The 16646-nt window shown below is 57.6% G+C and carries 17 protein-coding genes and 1 pseudogene; 13 read left to right on the top strand and 5 right to left on the bottom strand.

All coding sequences use genetic code 11. The features are described from left to right. Positions 1 to 101: 101 nt before the first annotated feature. The 10 genes from AB6B39_RS09425 to AB6B39_RS09380 all read left to right on the top strand — a co-directional run bounded on the left by AB6B39_RS09425 (position 102) and on the right by AB6B39_RS09380 (position 8259). On the top strand, positions 102 to 380 hold the full coding sequence (locus AB6B39_RS09425) for a YerC/YecD family TrpR-related protein (protein WP_284368844.1): 279 nt from the start codon (positions 102 to 104) through the stop codon (positions 378 to 380). After that, positions 377 to 1255: an ATP phosphoribosyltransferase gene (gene hisG / locus AB6B39_RS09420; RefSeq protein WP_284368845.1), complete on the top strand. Its 879-nt coding sequence runs from the start codon at positions 377 to 379 to the stop codon at positions 1253 to 1255. Before AB6B39_RS09425 ends, hisG begins: the two co-directional genes overlap by 4 nt. Further along, positions 1255 to 2553 (top strand): histidinol dehydrogenase, encoded by a 1299-nt coding sequence (hisD, locus tag AB6B39_RS09415; protein ID WP_371398537.1) that lies wholly within the window; start codon positions 1255 to 1257, stop codon positions 2551 to 2553. The genes hisG and hisD overlap by 1 nt, the downstream gene beginning before the upstream one ends. Beyond that, the gene (hisC, locus tag AB6B39_RS09410) at positions 2550 to 4187 is read left to right on the top strand and encodes a histidinol-phosphate transaminase (protein WP_284368847.1); all 1638 of its coding nucleotides are present in this window, start codon (positions 2550 to 2552) and stop codon (positions 4185 to 4187) included. Before hisD ends, hisC begins: the two co-directional genes overlap by 4 nt. Positions 4188 to 4190: 3 nt before the next feature. Continuing rightward, a complete protein-coding gene (hisH, locus tag AB6B39_RS09405; protein ID WP_284368848.1) occupies positions 4191 to 4784 on the top strand; it encodes an imidazole glycerol phosphate synthase subunit HisH in 594 nt (197 codons plus the stop codon). Beyond that, on the top strand, positions 4781 to 5506 hold the full coding sequence (gene hisA / locus AB6B39_RS09400; RefSeq protein ID WP_284368849.1) for a 1-(5-phosphoribosyl)-5-[(5-phosphoribosylamino)methylideneamino]imidazole-4-carboxamide isomerase: 726 nt from the start codon (positions 4781 to 4783) through the stop codon (positions 5504 to 5506). The genes hisH and hisA overlap by 4 nt, the downstream gene beginning before the upstream one ends. A gap of 10 nt (positions 5507 to 5516) precedes the next feature. Then, positions 5517 to 6284: an imidazole glycerol phosphate synthase subunit HisF gene (gene hisF, locus AB6B39_RS09395; RefSeq protein ID WP_284368850.1), complete on the top strand. Its 768-nt coding sequence runs from the start codon at positions 5517 to 5519 to the stop codon at positions 6282 to 6284. Next, the gene (hisIE, locus tag AB6B39_RS09390; protein ID WP_284368851.1) at positions 6281 to 6883 is read left to right on the top strand and encodes a bifunctional phosphoribosyl-AMP cyclohydrolase/phosphoribosyl-ATP diphosphatase HisIE; all 603 of its coding nucleotides are present in this window, start codon (positions 6281 to 6283) and stop codon (positions 6881 to 6883) included. Before hisF ends, hisIE begins: the two co-directional genes overlap by 4 nt. A 75-nt stretch (positions 6884 to 6958) precedes the next feature. Continuing rightward, positions 6959 to 7609: a hypothetical protein gene (locus AB6B39_RS09385; protein ID WP_284368852.1), complete on the top strand. Its 651-nt coding sequence runs from the start codon at positions 6959 to 6961 to the stop codon at positions 7607 to 7609. 251 nt (positions 7610 to 7860) lie between these two features. Further along, positions 7861 to 8259, top strand: coding sequence for a hypothetical protein (locus tag AB6B39_RS09380; protein ID WP_284368853.1), 399 nt, complete (start codon positions 7861 to 7863; stop codon positions 8257 to 8259). Positions 8260 to 8281: 22 nt separating this feature from the next. Here the strand turns inward: AB6B39_RS09380 and AB6B39_RS09375 are convergent, their stop codons facing one another. The 4 genes from AB6B39_RS09375 to cysG are packed head-to-tail and all read right to left on the bottom strand — an operon-like array spanning position 8282 to position 12773. Beyond that, positions 8282 to 9466: a phosphoadenylyl-sulfate reductase gene (locus AB6B39_RS09375; protein ID WP_284368854.1), complete on the bottom strand. Its 1185-nt coding sequence runs from the start codon at positions 9464 to 9466 to the stop codon at positions 8282 to 8284. After that, a complete protein-coding gene (locus AB6B39_RS09370) occupies positions 9453 to 11099 on the bottom strand; it encodes a nitrite/sulfite reductase (protein WP_284368855.1) in 1647 nt (548 codons plus the stop codon). Before AB6B39_RS09370 ends, AB6B39_RS09375 begins: the two co-directional genes overlap by 14 nt. Position 11100: 1 nt before the next feature. Then, positions 11101 to 11397 carry a DUF2849 domain-containing protein gene (locus AB6B39_RS09365; protein WP_371398536.1) on the bottom strand — a complete coding sequence of 99 codons (297 nt, stop codon included), beginning with the start codon at positions 11395 to 11397 and terminating at the stop codon, positions 11101 to 11103. Continuing rightward, complete coding sequence (gene cysG / locus AB6B39_RS09360; RefSeq protein WP_284368857.1) at positions 11394 to 12773, bottom strand: siroheme synthase CysG; 1380 nt, start codon at positions 12771 to 12773, stop codon at positions 11394 to 11396. The genes AB6B39_RS09365 and cysG overlap by 4 nt, the downstream gene beginning before the upstream one ends. Positions 12774 to 12874: 101 nt before the next feature. Between cysG and AB6B39_RS09355 the strand changes: the two are divergent. The 3 genes and pseudogenes from AB6B39_RS09355 (at position 12875) to AB6B39_RS09345 (ending at position 15559) form a co-directional block, all read left to right on the top strand. Further along, positions 12875 to 13494: pseudogene (locus tag AB6B39_RS09355) on the top strand (helix-turn-helix domain-containing protein). Between the two features lie 101 nt (positions 13495 to 13595). Then, positions 13596 to 14921: a threonine synthase gene (gene thrC, locus AB6B39_RS09350; protein WP_284368859.1), complete on the top strand. Its 1326-nt coding sequence runs from the start codon at positions 13596 to 13598 to the stop codon at positions 14919 to 14921. After that, positions 14918 to 15559, top strand: coding sequence for a hypothetical protein (locus tag AB6B39_RS09345; protein WP_284368860.1), 642 nt, complete (start codon positions 14918 to 14920; stop codon positions 15557 to 15559). The genes thrC and AB6B39_RS09345 overlap by 4 nt, the downstream gene beginning before the upstream one ends. Here the strand turns inward: AB6B39_RS09345 and hemH are convergent. After that, entirely contained in the window at positions 15521 to 16555 is a 1035-nt protein-coding gene (gene hemH, locus AB6B39_RS09340; RefSeq protein WP_371398535.1) for a ferrochelatase, read from the bottom strand. The genes AB6B39_RS09345 and hemH overlap by 39 nt on opposite strands. Positions 16556 to 16646 lie beyond the last annotated feature (91 nt).

Below are 16646 nucleotides of genomic sequence, written 5' to 3'. Positions count from 1 at the left end.
GCTGTGTTTAGATAAACATGTCTAATTCGGCGTCACGTGAGCGAACCGGCTTGACCGAGGCGATCATGAATGTATTAGCGCGCTAACACAAAGGCACGATCATGAATGAGCTGAATACTGATGAACTTTGCGATGTGCTGGTGCGTATCGACGATGCGGCGCAGATGCGGGCGGTGTTGATCGACCTATGTACGCCTGCGGAACTTCGGGCTCTGTCGGAGCGTTGGCGCGTCGCGCAGATGCTGGCGAATGGTGAGAAAAGCTACCGCGAGATCAGTGCCGATACTGGCGTGAGTACGACGACCATTGGGCGTGTCGCCCGCTTTCTGAAGGATGAACCGCATGGCGGCTATCGCCTGCTGTTGGAGATGACGCCATGAGCGATCGCCTGCGCATTGCGCTACAGAAAAAAGGCCGTCTCGCCGATGACAGCTTTGCGCTGTTGAAGGCGTGTGGCCTGCGGTTCGCGATCCGAGGCGGCGGTTTGCTGGCCCGTGTTAAGAACATGCCCATCGACTTGTTGCTGGTCCGCGATGACGACATCCCCTCCTTCGTTTCGAATGATGCAGCGGATATCGGTATTGTCGGTGAAAATGTACTCGTCGAGGAACAGCTGACAGGCGAGTTGGACGCGACGATCGCGATGCGCCTTGGCTTTTCACGTTGTCGTCTCTGCCTGGCCGCGCCAGACGGCGGCACGGTGAAATCAAAGACCGATCTATCCGGGACGCGCATAGCGACGACCTATCCAGGCGTTACACGGCGTTTCCTGAGCGACAGCGGCATTGATGCCAAGCTGGTCGAGATGAAAGGTGCCGTCGAACTGGCACCATCAATCGGCGTGGCGGAGAGCATTTGTGACTTGGTCTCGTCCGGCGCAACGCTCGAGGCCAATGGCCTCAGCGCTTTCGAAACCATTCTGAAATCCGAAGCCGTGCTGATCCGCAGTTCGCGCGAACTGTCAGCGGCCAAGACGGAACTGCTCGACAAATTGTTGCGACGGATCGAAGGCGTGATCAAATCGTCCGAAACCAAATATATCATGCTGAATGCGCCCAAGTCGCAGGTTGCGGCGATCACCAACCTGCTCCCTGGATCGGACGCACCGACGGTTATGCCTTTGGCCGGAAATGACGAACTGGTGGCGGTTCAGGCCGTATGTACAGAAAATGTCTTCTGGGAAACGCTGGAGGACCTGAAAGCGCTCGGCGCGCGCGCCATCCTCGTGCTCCCGATCGAGAAGATGATGAGCTGATGCGCCGTTTTGACTGGACCGATATGAATGAGGCGGCGCGAGATGCCGCCCTCGCCCGCCCGGTGGAAATCGCGGATGCTGCGCTGATCGCGCGTGTACGCGACATTCTCTCGGACGTGAAAGCGCGCGGTGATGCGGCTCTAGCCGAATATACACAGCGTTTCGATACGGATCGCAAGGTCGTGCTGCGTGTCCCGGAAACAGATATGCAAGCCGCCTGGGAGGCGCTGTCAGCTGCGGATCAGGCGGTCATCGAACGCGCCCGACGCAACGTGAAGCGATTCCATGCCGCACAGATGCCTGCAGACATCGAAGTTGAAACCGAACCAGGCGTAGTCTGCCGCCGCGAAGTGCGTGCAATCGAATTTGCCGGGCTCTATGTTCCTGGCGGAACGGCCCCGCTCGTTTCAACTCTGATCATGCTGGCTACTCCGGCCAAAGTCGCGGGCGTGCGAAGGCGCGTCGTCGTCACGCCGCCAGGCAGTGACGGCAGAATCGACCCCATCATTCTGGCCTGTGCCTGGCGCTGCAAGGTCACAGACCTGTTTGCAGTCGGAGGAGCGCAGGCGATCGCGGCCCTCGCCTACGGGACGCAGACAATTCCGCGTTGCGACAAGATATTTGGTCCCGGCAATGCCTATGTGGCTGCCGCCAAGTCGCTTGTCGCGCAGGAACCGGGCGGTCCGGCCATCGACATGCCGGCTGGACCGAGCGAAGCGATGGTGATCTGCGACGAAACCGCAGACGCATCCTTCGTTGCTTCCGATCTGCTCAGCCAGGCCGAACATGACACCGTAGCTCAGGTGCTCTGCGTGTCCTGCTGCCCCAGTATTACGCAAGCCGTTCTGGAAGAACTCGATCGGCAGGTCGCAACGCTCGGGCGTCGCGAGATTGCCGAAAAAGCTCTATCACATGCGCGTATGATCGTGACGGATGAGCGGATTGAGATCGTCGATATTGTAAATCGCTACGCCCCCGAACATCTGATCGTGCAGATGGATAGGCCGGATTTATTGGTTCCGGCGATCCGTCATGCCGGATCGATCTTCCTGGGGCCATGGACGCCAGAATCTGTCGGCGACTATGCCTCCGGGACAAACCATACCTTGCCGACCAACGGTGCAGCGCGCGCCTATAGCGGCATTACGATTGAGAGTTTTCTGAAATTCATTTCAGTCCAGCAACTGACTAAGGCAGGTCTGCGCAGCCTTGGTCCTACGGTCGAAAGGCTGGCGGATATGGAAGGGCTCGATGCGCACCGCAGAGCGGTAACGTTAAGGCTGGAGGCCATGCAATGACCCTGAACTGGGCGGAACGGATGGCGCGACCCAACATCGTGGCCATGAATGCCTATTCGGCGCGCGGAGCGTCCACAGAAGCGCTGCATCTCGACGCGAACGAAAGTCCCTGGGCACCGCCACCCGGAACCGCCGCCGTTGATGGGTATAACCGTTATCCCGCCCAGCAGCCGGATGCATTGCGCCAAAGACTGGCCGATATTTACGGGGTTACGGCAGAAGAAATCGCAATGGGACGCGGTGCGGATGAGCTCATCGACGTGCTGGTTCGGACCTTTTGCGTCCCTGGTCAGGACAGGATCCTGCTGTCATCACCCACTTTTTCCTTCTTTCATACAGTTGCCACCCTAAACGGCTGTGACGTCATCGATGTCCCAAGTGGCCCAGCCCTGCGCCCGGACATGGACGCAATCGTTAAGACCGTAGTGAAAGCACAGCCCAAGATCACCTTTCTCTGCTCGCCCAACAACCCGACGGGCTATTCCATCGATAAGGCCGATATCCTGCGCGTCTGCGAGGCCAGCGATGGACTGGTCATGCTGGACGAAGCCTATATCGAGTTTTCTCCTAAACCGAGCCTAATCACTGACCGCCCGAAAAATCTCGTTGTTACGCGGACATTGTCCAAGCTTTACGGTCTTGCAGGCGTTCGGCTTGGCGCAGCCATAGCGACCCCGGAGATCATTGAATTGATGCTGAAAGTCATCCCGCCCTATCCTCTGCCGAAGCCTGTCATCGATGCAGCCATGGCGGCCTTGTCGGCGCCAGCTATGGCAGTCCTCCAGCAACGTGGCGACATTCTCATATCCGAACGCAACCGAATCGCCTCCCGACTGAACGAATCAGAATATGTCGTAAAAACATACCATTCCGATGCGAACTTCATCCTGTTCGAAGCAATGAATGAGACCGAGATGCTGATGCGGTTGAGCGCCGCCAACATCCGGATCAGAGATTTTCGGAGTAAGATTCCCGGTCATTTCCGGCTGTCAATCGGGACGCCTGAAGAGAATGATTTGGCGCTGGCTGCACTCGGGCTGTCCGACAGACCGCAACCGTCCCAGCGCGTCGGCGAAGTCTTTCGTACAACCAAAGAGACAGATGTTGCCATCCGCGTCAATCTCGACGATCCGAAAGAGGTCAGGATCGATACGGGACTAGGCTTTTATGATCATATGCTTGAACAGATCGCCAAACATGGCGGGTTAGGCCTGACCTGTGTAGTAAAAGGCGATCTTGAGATTGATGCACATCATACGGTCGAAGACACAGCATTGGCGCTCGGATCGGCGATGAAACAGGCGCTGGGAGATCGCGCGGGTATCGGTCGCTACGGTTTCATCATGCCGATGGACGAGACACAGGCCCGAGTCGCGATCGACCTGTCCGGTCGCCCTGCCGCGACCTTCAAGGGCGAGTTTCCGACCGATCATGTCGGCGAGTTTGCTGTCGAGATGTGCCCGCACTTCTTTCAAAGCCTGGCGCAAACGCTTGGCGCGGCCATTCAGATCGATGTTGAAGGTGAAAACAGCCACCACATGATCGAAGCTTGTTTCAAGGGTGTCGGCCGAGCGTTGCGTCCGGCCTTGGCCGTTTCCGGCACTGACATGCCCTCGACCAAGGGCATGCTTTAGGCCATGGGCGTTCTCATTGTCGATACGAAGTGTGCCAATTTGGCGTCGGTCGGATTTGCGTTCGATCGGCTTGGTATCATCTCAAAGGTCAGTGACGTACCTGAAGAAATCGCAGCCGCCGACCGCGTGCTGATACCGGGGGTCGGTTCAGCGCCCTATGCCATGGCCAAGATTGATGCTGCCGGACTGACCGACACATTGCGCGCATTGTCCCAGCCTGTCCTCGGCATCTGCTTGGGCATGCAACTTTTGTTCGAAGAGCTGGACGAGGGCGGACTGCTGACGCAGGGGCTCGGCCTGGTGCCGGGACGGGTGACGGCTCTGGATACAGGCGATCTGCCTTCCCCGCATATGGGCTGGAACCAGCTTACAGATCTAGTCGATGATCCAGTAACAGAGGGTCTGACGAATGGAGACCATGCCTATTTTGTTCATTCCTACGCTGCGCCCATTTCGACTGCGACAATAGCGACATCAACGCATGGTTCGCCCTTTTCGTCGATCATCCGGCATGGCAATGTGCGGGGATGCCAGTTCCACCCGGAACGGAGCTCCGCGACTGGAGCGTCGATTTTGAAAGCCTTTGCAGCCCTATGATTGTGCCCGCTATTGATTTGATGGACGGTCAGTGTGTCCGCTTGCTGAAAGGCCGTTTCGACGCCAAGACGGAATATGCGACCGATCCGCGTGATGTCGCCTTGTCTTATGCTGAGGCTGGTGCGGAATGGATGCATATCGTTGATCTCGATGGTGCCAAGAACCAGTCATCCTCACAGGCTGCTCTGATTAGCGAACTGGCCCAGCTTAGCGGCTTGAAAGTGCAGGCCGGCGGCGGCATTCGTGAACTCGGTACGATCAGGCATTTGCTCGATGCAGGTGTAGACCGGGTCGTCATCGGTAGCCTGGCTGTCACGCAGCCGATCATGGTTCGGCGCTGGCTGAGCGAACTGGGACCCGACAAGATCGTTCTGGCATTTGATGTCAATCTGGACGAGCGCGGCATCGCCTTTCCAGCAATCAAGGGATGGACGGAAGCGACCGAGACGCCGTTTCTGGAAATTCTCGATAATTATGCCGGGTCGGGTCTGCGCACAATACTGGTCACGGACATCGGTCGTGACGGCGCTGAAACAGGTGGAAATACATCACTCTACAAGACGATCCTGCGCGATTACCCGACTCTAGACCTGATCACATCCGGCGGTGTCGGCACGTTGGATCATGTTCGCGAACTCAAGACCTTGAGCCCTTACGGGATCATCATCGGCCGCGCGCTTTACGAGGGCAACTTCACGCTGGCCGAGGCGATTGCGTGTTAGGCCCTCATCCATGTTAGCGCGGCGCATCATCCCCTGTCTGGATGTGCGTAATGGCCGCGTCGTTAAAGGCGTTCAATTCCGCAATCATGAAGATGTTGGCGACATTGTTGAACTGGCTGCACGCTACCGCGACGAGGGGGCTGACGAGCTTGTCTTTTATGACATTACGGCATCGACGGATAATCGACAGGTCAGCCCGGACTGGATCGCACGTGTGAGCCGCGAACTTGATATTCCGTTCTGCGTTGCTGGGGGGATTGATAGTGTCAGCGCAGCAGGGGCTCGTCTTGCGTCCGGCGCGGACAAGATCAGCGTCAACTCCCCGGCCCTGCTCCGTCCGGGCCTGATCGACGAGCTTTGCGACGCGTTCGGACGTCAGTGTATCGTGGTGGGTATCGACACATTCGAAGAAGACGGCACCTATCGTGTGAAAAGTCATACTGGTGACCCCGGCAAAACGCGCGAAACGGGTCGCGCGACGCTGGACTGGGTTCAGGAAGCCCAAGCGCGCGGCGCTGGCGAAATCGTGCTGAACTGCATGAATCAGGACGGCGTACGACAAGGCTACGACATTGCTCAACTCTCGGCCGTCCGGGCCATCTGCGATGTTCCCCTGGTTGCCTCGGGCGGAGCCGGTGCAACGGATCATTTCGAAACGGTATTCAAACAGGTGGATGTCGATGGGGCACTGGCGGCGTCGGTTTTTCATAAGAAGGTCATCGCCATCGCTGATCTGAAAAGTGATCTGGCCGCAGCGGGCGTGGAGATAAGGCAATGATCACTTTCGAAAGCCTCAAACATGGGCCTGATGGTCTTGTCCCCGCCGTGGTGCAGGACTCAGAGACACTGCAAGTGGTGATGGTCGGCTATATGAATGCAGAAGCATTGGCAGCGACCTACACAAAGCGCCAGGTGACATTCTATTCGCGCAGTCGTGACAAGCTCTGGACCAAGGGCGAAACCAGCGGAAATACGCTGGCGCTGGTGTCGATTGAGGCCGATTGCGATATGGACACGCTCCTGGTCAAAGCTCGTCCCGCAGGCCCGACCTGTCATGAAGGCACACCCTCCTGTTTTGGTCGGGAGGGTGCATCAGGCGTCGGCTTTCTGGCTGCGCTCGATCAGCTCATTGATAGGCGACGGGGCGGTGACCCGCAGGGCAGTTACACCGCCAGACTTTTACACGGATCGCTAGTAAAAGCTGCGCAGAAGGTTGGTGAAGAAGGTGTCGAGACAGCCTTGGCCGCGGTAGCGGAGAGCGACGAAGCCTTTCTGAACGAAGCGTCGGACCTGCTCTATCATGTGCTTGTTCTCGCCCGTCATAAGGGGCTCTCGCTGACACAGATATTGACCGTGCTCGAAAGTCGCCACCAGTAGGAATAAAGCTTGCTCTCTGACAAACCCGTCGCCCCGTGATCGTCTATAGCTCGCGCAGTTATTCGGGAGTTTGGTATGCGTAGAGTGGGTTTGATCCTTATCGCGATATTGTTGTCCGGCGCCGCAGGAGACGCTTGGGCCGACCCATTTTCCGAGATCAAAACCTATGTTCGGAGCGATCATGACCGGACGGTCACAGAATGCGACCGGCTTGCCACCCATCCGAGCGATCCTGAAGCCGTACTGACGGACGGCATCACGCGCGAGCAAATGGATAAACCTGCCGCCATTCAGGCCTGTCACACCGCTCTGCTTGATGATCCGAATAATCCAAGGCTGAATTATCAGCTGGCGCGGGCCTATGGCTATTCTGGACTGCATGAGAAAGGCGATATCTATCGCAACCGTGCCGTAAAAGCCGGTTATCCGCAGTCGCTTTTCGTTGTCGGCTATATCCGGATCGAGGGCTGGGATGGTCGCAATCCTGATCCCTGTTATGGCGGCGAACTGGTCCGCCGGTCCGCTCAGGCCGGGCGTTTTGCCGGTCTGGTGGGCTTTCCACACTATGTGCAAACGGGTCAGTTTTTAGATTGCGACGACTATCCCGTCATCGACCCCGTTGAAATTGAAGCTTTTCTGGATGCAGCAGAAGCGCGGGCGTCGGGCTATTATCAAACTATCCTTGTCCGTAGTCTGAAAGCTCATTTTGCAGATGTGGCAGAGTAAGCGTCAAGACAATCAAAACAGTCAACGCGCTCGTTATCTTTCTCGCCAGGCAGGGATCCTCAGCTTTGCTGACCGGAATGAGTCGTTAACATAGGTTTTTTATCATTCAGCTTGGATAATATTCCAAAGCAGCAAGCACTTAACCCACTGTTTCTATTGACAGCGATATCATCGTTAACTTTTCGTTTACTATAACCGATCCTTCGTGCATTTATCCCCTCAACAGTTCAAACTGAGCGAGCGGGTACATCATGAAAGCATACATCAAGGGCGGACTTGTGGTTGCAGGTTCGATCGTCTTCAGCCTTACCGCCGGTGCAGACGTGAATATTCCGGATCGGGAAACTGATTTTGCAGCAACGCTCACAAGCGCTCAGGCTGCCCAACTGGCCGCGATCGACCGGCCAGCCGAGATGTCTATGATCGAGCGTAACTTTCATCAAAACCGCGACGAAACCCAGCAAAGCTATAAACGCACTGCAAGTTTGCTAATGGAAGATTTCTGTTATCAAGTTGCACACGACATGTGCGTGTTCATGCTTAACGGTCCACTGGAGATGCGCGACACCTTCTATGCCTGTATGGATCACTATCAGGATCAGTGCATGCAGGAGTTTCTCAATCCTGCCGAAGAGATAGGCGGTCAGTAGAACTGACCATCCCTCGTCGGCGTTAGAACGCTTCGAACGTCTGCTTGCGCTCAAGCGGTTCCCACTTGCCATCCACCATGTGGATGCCACATTCGGTTTTACCCTGGTTGCGCCAACGTCCGGCCCTTGGATCCTCGCCCTCAGCGACTCGTGTCGTGCAGGGCTGACATCCGATTGACAGATAGCCCAGCGCAAACATCGGGTGCGCAGGCAGGTCATACCGGCGGATATAGTTCGTCACATCTTTGGCGCTCCAATAAGCTAGCGGGTTGACTTTCACCGTACCGCCTTCGCGTATTTCGTAGATCGGCATGCTCGCACGCTCGGGTGTCTGGTAGCGCTTCCGACCCGTAATCTGTGCCCCGAAATGACCGACAGCCCGTTGCAATGGCTCGACTTTTCGCAAGGCACAGCAGGCATCGGCATAAGTCGCATGTAATTGCCCATCCGGGTCATTTGCTTTCACCTCATCAGGATCTGGCGCAACGCTGATAAAATTGGTCAGGCCGAGATCGCCGATCAGCTGGTCGCGATAGGCCAGTGTTTGACGGAAATGCTTGCCCGTATCGAGAAAATAGATCGGCAGATCAGGCTGGATGCGGCTGACCATATGCAGCAACACGGCGCTATCCGCACCGAGGCTGCTGGCCAGGAAAATGTCGCCATCATGCTGCGCAATCGCTTGTCTGAGCGCGGCTTGCGCGCTCAACCCGAAAAAAGGGTCGTCGGTCTTTCGATCCTCCATCGCTGTCAGGCGTGCATCGAAGATGGATGTCCCCGGCCCTGATCTTACGGCGTAGCCACGTTGATAGGTCAGATCGAAGGCTTCGAGAGCCGCATCCCAAGCTTCAGGGGTATGACGACCCAGTTCGCTATCTGCGATCCGGACAGCGTCGAAGCCGCACTGCAGGGCGAAGGCAAACTGATCGGGAATAAGCTGACCATCGGCAACCAGCAGACCTGTATAGCCATGGCGGGACTTCAGAATCCGCGCGAGGCTGAAACCGCGCCCGTCCGTGAAGGCTGCAAATTCGATGAAGATCGACTGAATGCGCGGCAGGGCGTCGACAATATCGGTTAGATCCGCATCCGCCGGTAGGCGCAGAGCTTCAATGTCATCATTACGGGTCGCGTCAAATAGTACGGGATCGCTGTCATTCGCGGCCCGACCGGTCGCCTTGACGAGCGAGAGATTAAGCTTTGGCATAAAGCGCCTCCTTGAATGCGGGTGTTCCGATACGACGGTAGGTGTCGAGGAAGCGCTCGCCCTGCTCTCGCTGGTCCAGGTAGAAATTGACGATTCGTTCGATGCCATCGACGAGCTCCTCCTGCGAGAAGCCCGCGCCCATCTTGTCGCCGATCGTGGCGGTCTGCGTCGCGTCTCCGCCGAGCGTGACTTGGTAGAATTCGACTCCAGCCTTCTCCAGCCCGAGAATCCCGACATGTCCGACATGGTGATGACCACAGGCATTGATGCAGCCGGAAATCTTGATCTGCATCTCACCGATCGCCTGCTGGCGGGCATGATCATCGAACCGGTTTGCGATCGCCTGTGCAACGGGAATGGACCGCGCGGTTGCCAGCGCACAGAAGTCCATGCCGGGGCAGCAGATGATATCGCCGATGAGGTTGATATTAGCGTCTTCCAGCCCTGCTTTGACCAACTCGTCCCACAAAGCGCGCAAATGATCCTGACGCACATGAGCAAGTACCATATTCTGCTGATGGGTGGTGCGAACTTCACCGAAGCTATGGGCATCGGCCAGATCAGCGACGGCGCGCATCTGCTCCGCCGTGATGTCTCCGGGTGCACGCTCCGGGTCCTTCAGGCTGATATTGACGATGGCGTAGCCGTTTTGCTTGTGCGGAACGACATTGGTGTCGACCCACTTCCGGAAGCCTTCAGGCTGAGCCGACAGGTCGAACGCCTTGATGTCGTTCCGATATTCGGGCGGAGCGAAATAGGCCGCGATCCGGTCCAGCTCCTCCCGCCCGACGGCGATGTCGCTCGGCTCGAGCGCGGCGAATTCCTCTTCCACCAGACGCGTGAAGTCCTCGATCCCAGTCTCGCGGACGAGGATCTTGATCCGCGCCTTATACTTGTTGTCGCGCCGCCCGAAGCGATTGTAGACCCGCATCGTCGCTTCCAGGTAGGGCAGCAGATCGGCCTTGGGCAGAAAGGCGCGCAGCGTCTGTCCGATGACGGGCGTGCGGCCCAGACCGCCGCCGACGATGATGTGGTAGCCCGTCTCGCCCGCCGCGTTGCGCACGATCTCGATGCCTATGTCGTGCGCGCGCACCATGGCGCGGTCATGGGTCGGCGCACCGGTCACGGCGATCTTGAATTTGCGCGGAAGGAAGGAAAATTCCGGGTGGAGCATGGACCATTGCCGGATCAGCTCCGCCATGGGCCGCGGATCCTCGATCTCGTCGCCAGCGGCACCGGCATAGGGATCGCAGGTCACGTTGCGGATGCAGTTCCCACTGGTCTGGATGGCGTGCATCTCGACACTGGCGAGATCGGCCAGCATGTGGGGCACGTCGCCCAGTTTCGGCCAGTTATACTGCATGTTCTGGCGCGTCGTGACATGGCCATAGCCCTTGTCATATGTGTCAGCGAGATGGGCGAGCATTCGCAGCTGCTCACTTCGCAGCGTGCCGTAGGGCACGGCCACGCGCAGCATGTAGGCGTGGAGCTGCAGGTAGAGTCCGTTCATCAGGCGCAGCGGGCGGAACTCCGTCTCGCTCAGCCGTCCGTCCAGGCGGCGTTCCACTTGGTCGCGGAACTGTGCGACCCGGGATTCCACGAACTCCTGGTCGAATTCATCGTAACGGTACATCTTAGATCAGCTCCGCCGTGTCATAAGTCGGGCCGTGCGTGCGGAAGCGTTCGCGGTAACGCGTCGGCTTCCCCTCCACCGTGTCGATGAAATAGGCGCCGACCACTTCGTTGAAGCGCTCGGCGGCCTTGGCGACGGCGTCCATCTTGGCGATGACCGTTTCGTCCTCGGTCAGCAGCGCGTCCGTATAGTCGCGCGACCACTCGTAATCGGCCGTCATCCACACATTCAACCCGGAGCGGAGCTCGTTCGCGGTCATGGCTTGCGGGCCTTTTCCTTTGTGTTTCAACGTGCTCATGACGCTGCTTTCAGCGATTTTGCGGCCGAACGGCGGGCGTAGCCGATCATCAGCACGGCAGGGCCTTTGATGCCTCCGGCCTTCAGATCGTCCGGCAATGCGCCGATCGTGCTCTCGAGTATGATTTCGTCAGGCCGCGACGCGTTCTCGACGATGGAAACGGGCGTGTCCGGATTGGCGCCATGCAGCATCAGGCGCCCCTGGATGAAGCGGGCGGCGCGCAAGCCCATATAGATGGTGGCGCGCGCGTTCAGTCGAGCCAGAGCTGTCCAGTCAAGTTCTGCAAAGCCGTTCTCGTCATGTCCTGTGGCCAGAGTTGCGGCGGTATTCTCCCCCCGGACTGTAAGCGAATGTCGCAGCGACGCCGCCGCAGCCGTGGCCGCTGTAATTCCAGGATGGATGGTGAAATCAACGCCAGCTGCATCAAGGGAGACGAACTCTTCTTCCGCGCGTCCGAATACCAGCGGATCGCCGCTCTTAAGGCGCACGACCGAATGCCCTGCCAGAGCCTTCTCGACGATGATCTGATTGATTTTGTCCTGTCGTGTCGACGCGCCGCCTGGCACTTTGCCGACATAGATGAAATCAGCTTCGCGACGGCAAAGCGAGAGAACCTCGTCACTCACTAGACGATCGTAAACAACGACGTCAGCACTATGCATGACCCGCAATGCGCCAATCGTCAGAAGATCCGGATCGCCCGGTCCGGCGCCGACAATATGCACATGACCGGTCGCGGTACGGTCGCTTGTTTCCTGTCGGCCTTCGGGGCGACGTTCTTCGTAGCGACGTGTGACGATTTCCGCATCAAGTGAAACAAAATCGCCGAGACCAGACCCCAGAACGGAAGCCCAGAGCGCCTGCCGTTTGGCAATGTCGGGCTCCTCATTCTTCAATGCGTCTCGCAGCGTCTTAATCGTCTGCGCGGTCTGACCGAGATCAGAGCGCAGGCGGGATTCCAAGTCGCTCTTCAGAGCGCGGGCCAGACCAGGACTCGTTCCTTCTGTCCCGATCGATATGGCAACCGGTGAGCGGTCGACAATGGCAGGCGTAATGAAGTCGCATCCGGTGGGTTGATCGGCCGCATTAACGGGAATGCCGTGTTCGCGGGCTAGCAAGGCCAGTCGCAGATTCTCATCCTGATCTTCCGTGGCTGCATAGATCAGCGTTGCGCTGGTGAAGTCCGCATGATCCGTGAGGGTGAGCCGCCCATGCTCGGCCCAGCGCCTGATTTCTGCGTCTGGTTTACCCGATACAACAATCAGTTCGGCTTCGGTTTTGACCAAGGTACGGAGCTTGGCCTGAGCAGCCGGACCACCGCCAAAGACGAGAACACGCTTGCCGCGCAGGTCGATATGGATAGGAAGGTAACGCATCACATGGACTTTATATGAAATAGGTTCTCTTGAAAGGACGATGCGTACTATATATCGAACACCCTTGAAACATCCAGTCTAAAAAAACTCACAAAGCTGTCATGCCCCGCAAAGCCCGATCCAAACGCCAACCCTGTCCTCAGACCGAAGCCCTGTCTGGTAAGCTCGGCGAGACAATCGCACGGTTGCGCAAGGCTGATCAGCTGTCGCTCGGGGAGTTGTCGGACATGTCCGGGGTCGCCAAGTCGATGATCAGTCAGATCGAAAAAAATGAATCCAATCCAACTGTCGCTACCTTGTCGCGCTTGTCGCAAGCGCTCGGAACAAGCGTAGAAGCAATGTTTGCGGCTGACGCCACCGAAACGGCTCTGGTACAGCACGCAAGGGTTCAGGACATTCCACGCATCATTTCAGATGACGGCCTGTGTGAGCTTCGCATCATCGGGGCGCTGGAAACTGTTCAGTTCGTTCAGGTCTATGATTTCAGGGCCGAAGCTGGCGGGAAGCTGGTCAGTTCGCCGCACCCGGACGGGTCGGTAGAGAATTGACTCTACTGGCCGGCGAGCTTGAAGTCCGTGTAGATGAGGAACGTTGGATTCTGAATGTTGGAGAGACATTGAGGTACCGGGCAGATCGTCCGCATAGCATTCACAATCCGGGCAAAACGCCCGCCCATGCCACAATGGTCAACATACTGGCCCACGCTGTCCGCCCCGGTTAGCCTTGGCGTCTCCTATTATTCCGGCTTCAGCCTCTTGTCATTCAAACTGATCGCGCTACGCGGTTGGCCCCATGACTTACCACTCTCATCTTGATCCAGGTATGGCTGCACGCTTTGGCGATGCTCTCCTGGCCAGCCTTGCGCCCGATGGTGGGCTCTGGATGCCAGACGTCATCCCGCACATTCCGGCAAGCCGCATGGCAACACTGGGAGCAATGAGTTTCGCGGACTGCGCAGCTGAACTTGCGGCGCATTTCACGGATAGTTTGTTCGACCCCGACGCATTGCGCGCACTTTGCCGCGACGCCTATAGTTACGACATGCCTATGGTGACGAGCGCAGGAGAACGGCTCGATCCCGCCATGCCGCCTCAGTCCGACCATTTCTTTCTTGAGTTATTTCATGGTCCGACCTTGGCGTTTAAGGACTTCGCAGCCCGGTTCATGGGCCGCGCTGCCTCCCGCCTGATGCAAGCCTCGGGCGAAAGACGAACGATCCTTGTCGCGACTTCCGGCGATACTGGCGGCGCGATTGGCGATGCTTTTCTGGGGCAAGACGGGGTGGACGTCTTTATCCTGTTTCCGGAAGGCGGGGTCTCAACCGTTCAGGAACAGCAACTCTGCACGATTGGCGGGGCTAATTCCAATGTGCACACCTTGTCAGTCACAGGGACATTTGACGATTGTCAGGCCTTGGTAAAAGGCGCCTTTGCCGATCCGGCTCTCAGCGCGCGCTTCGATTTGATGAGCGCCAATTCCATCAATGTCGGCCGCGTGATCCCGCAAAGCTTCTATTATGTCTGGGCCTCGCTTCACGCCAAGGCCGCCTATCCTGAGCGCGATCTGGTCATATCCATCCCGTCAGGAAATCTCGGCAATCTTACAGGCGGGCTGATTGCCCAACAGATGGGCGCACCAATTGACCGGTTTATCGTGGCACACAATGTCAACGATCCCTTTGTCGATTACTTGGTCGTCGGTGAATACAGGCCGCGCCCATCCGTCCCGACCTTATCAAATGCGATGGATATCGGTCGTCCGAATAATTTCCCTCGTATTCTCAGCTTATTCGATCAGAATCTTGAGGTGCTGCGCCGTGTCTGCTGGGGCGTGTCCTTTGATGACGACACCACAGCCGCACATTTGCGTCGGCATTACAGGGAGACCGGTTATCTCATGTGTCCGCATACGACCGTCGGGCATATGGGCACACTCGCCTTTCGGCATCTCCATCCGGATGATGCGACATTCCTGACTGTTGCGACGGCACATCCGGCGAAGTTTGCCGACTCCCTGGAAAAGATCATCGATGAAACGCTCAGCATGCCCGAACGGCTTGCTCGAGCCTATCAGACAGAGAAGCGCGTGACGCCGATCGAACCGACCCTCGACGCGCTCGTCGGCCATCTTGCCTCCGTCCTGGAATGAAACTGTCGCGCGCCGAGTTTAATCGCCGCTATGCCGCCGGAACATTGCGACTGGCGTTGATCGGCATGTCCAATATCGGCAAAAGCTATTCCGGCATGCGGCTGGCGACGGATTACGACTTCACACTGATCGAGGTGGACCGGCTGATCTGGGACGCGCTGGGCGAAACCGACATGACAGCCTTCGCCGCTTGGCAGGGCCAGCCCTATAGTGACGGTTATGCAGAACGGGAGCGACAGTCGATCGCGCTTGAAACGGATGCAACCCGGCAGAGCCTGACGATGCAAGCACGCAACCCCCTGCTCGATACTACCGGATCCGTAATCTACACAGATAAGGACGTCCTGAGGTCGCTCAAAGACGACTGGTATGTCGTCTATATCGAAGCGGCTCCCCAGCATCTTGAGCGACTGAAAACGCAATATTTCGCACATCCCAAGCCGCTCGCCTGGAATGGACATTTTGCCTTACAGGACGGTCTCAGTGCCAACGAATCGTTGATGGCGTGCTATCCAGAGCTGCTAAGCTCTCGCGCGGATGCTTATGCCGCGCTCGCGGACCGCATAATCGGCTCTGACGCGATCCTGACGACCGATAGCTCAGCACTCTTCGACCTCATCAAGCCAGTCGCCGAGTAGGCGACGTCGCGAAATATCGGCCAGAAGATCGATATGGTCGGCCCGGTCATTCAGGCATGGCACGGCTGTGAAATGGGTTCCGCCCGCCTCGAGAAAACTCTCTTCCGCCTCAATCGCGATTTCCTCGAGCGTTTCCAGACAGTCAGCTGAGAAGCCCGGCATCATGACGGCAACTTTCTTCACACCTTGCTCTGGCAGCGCTTCGAGCGTCTTATCGGTATAAGGCTGCAGCCAGGCCTTGGGGCCAAACCGCGACTGAAAAGTCGATTGCAGCAAGGTGGCGTCATAGCCCGTATGCGCCCGCAACAATTCCGTCGTCTCCAGACATTCGCGTTGATAGGGATCCCCTTTGTCGACATAGCTCTGTGGCAAACCGTGATAGGAGGTCAGGATACGGTCCGGTTTCCAGTCGAGCGTCGCCAGATGATCCGACAGGCTATCGGCCAACGCTGCAATGAAGGCTGGCTCCCGATAATAGTCGCGCAAAAAGCGGAGCTCCGGAACGTCCCACTGTCCGATAAGCGATTTGGCGACCTTGTCGTAGACGGACGCGGTCGTCGCGCCGGCATATTGCGGATATAACGGCAGTACGGCGATTTGGCGGCATCCTTGTTCCATCAAACGGTCGAGCGTGTCGGGAATGGATGGATTGCCATAGCGCATGGCCGTTTCAACGATCACACGCTCGCCCAGCCTTGCCTGAACCCCGGCGACCTGATCGCGCGTAATGCGGATCAGCGGAGCTTCTTCCTGCGGATCGCCCCAGATACTGGCATAGGCTTTTGCCGACCGGGCGGGACGGATGCGCAGGATGATCCCGTGCAGGATCGGACACCAGATCCAGCGCGACGTGTCGACAACGCGGTAGTCATGCAGAAATTCGAACAGATAACGGCGAGTCGCGTCAGCCGTTGGTGCGTCCGGACTTCCCAGATTGACCATCATCAGGCCGATGGGTGACGGATCGGGCAAGCGTTTCTCCAATTCCTTGGCCATAGAGGGCGAAAGCGACATTGAATCACCCGGCCTTGGTGGTTACGAACCACATAGACAAATAGACGGCCCGACGCATCCGCAAACGGGGCCA

Origin of the sequence: Algimonas porphyrae (assembly GCF_041429795.1) — a bacterium.
Taxonomy (GTDB): domain Bacteria; phylum Pseudomonadota; class Alphaproteobacteria; order Caulobacterales; family Maricaulaceae; genus Litorimonas; species Litorimonas porphyrae.
The sequence above is the reverse complement of the archived record's forward strand: the minus strand, read 5'-3'. Positions and strand labels throughout refer to the sequence as shown.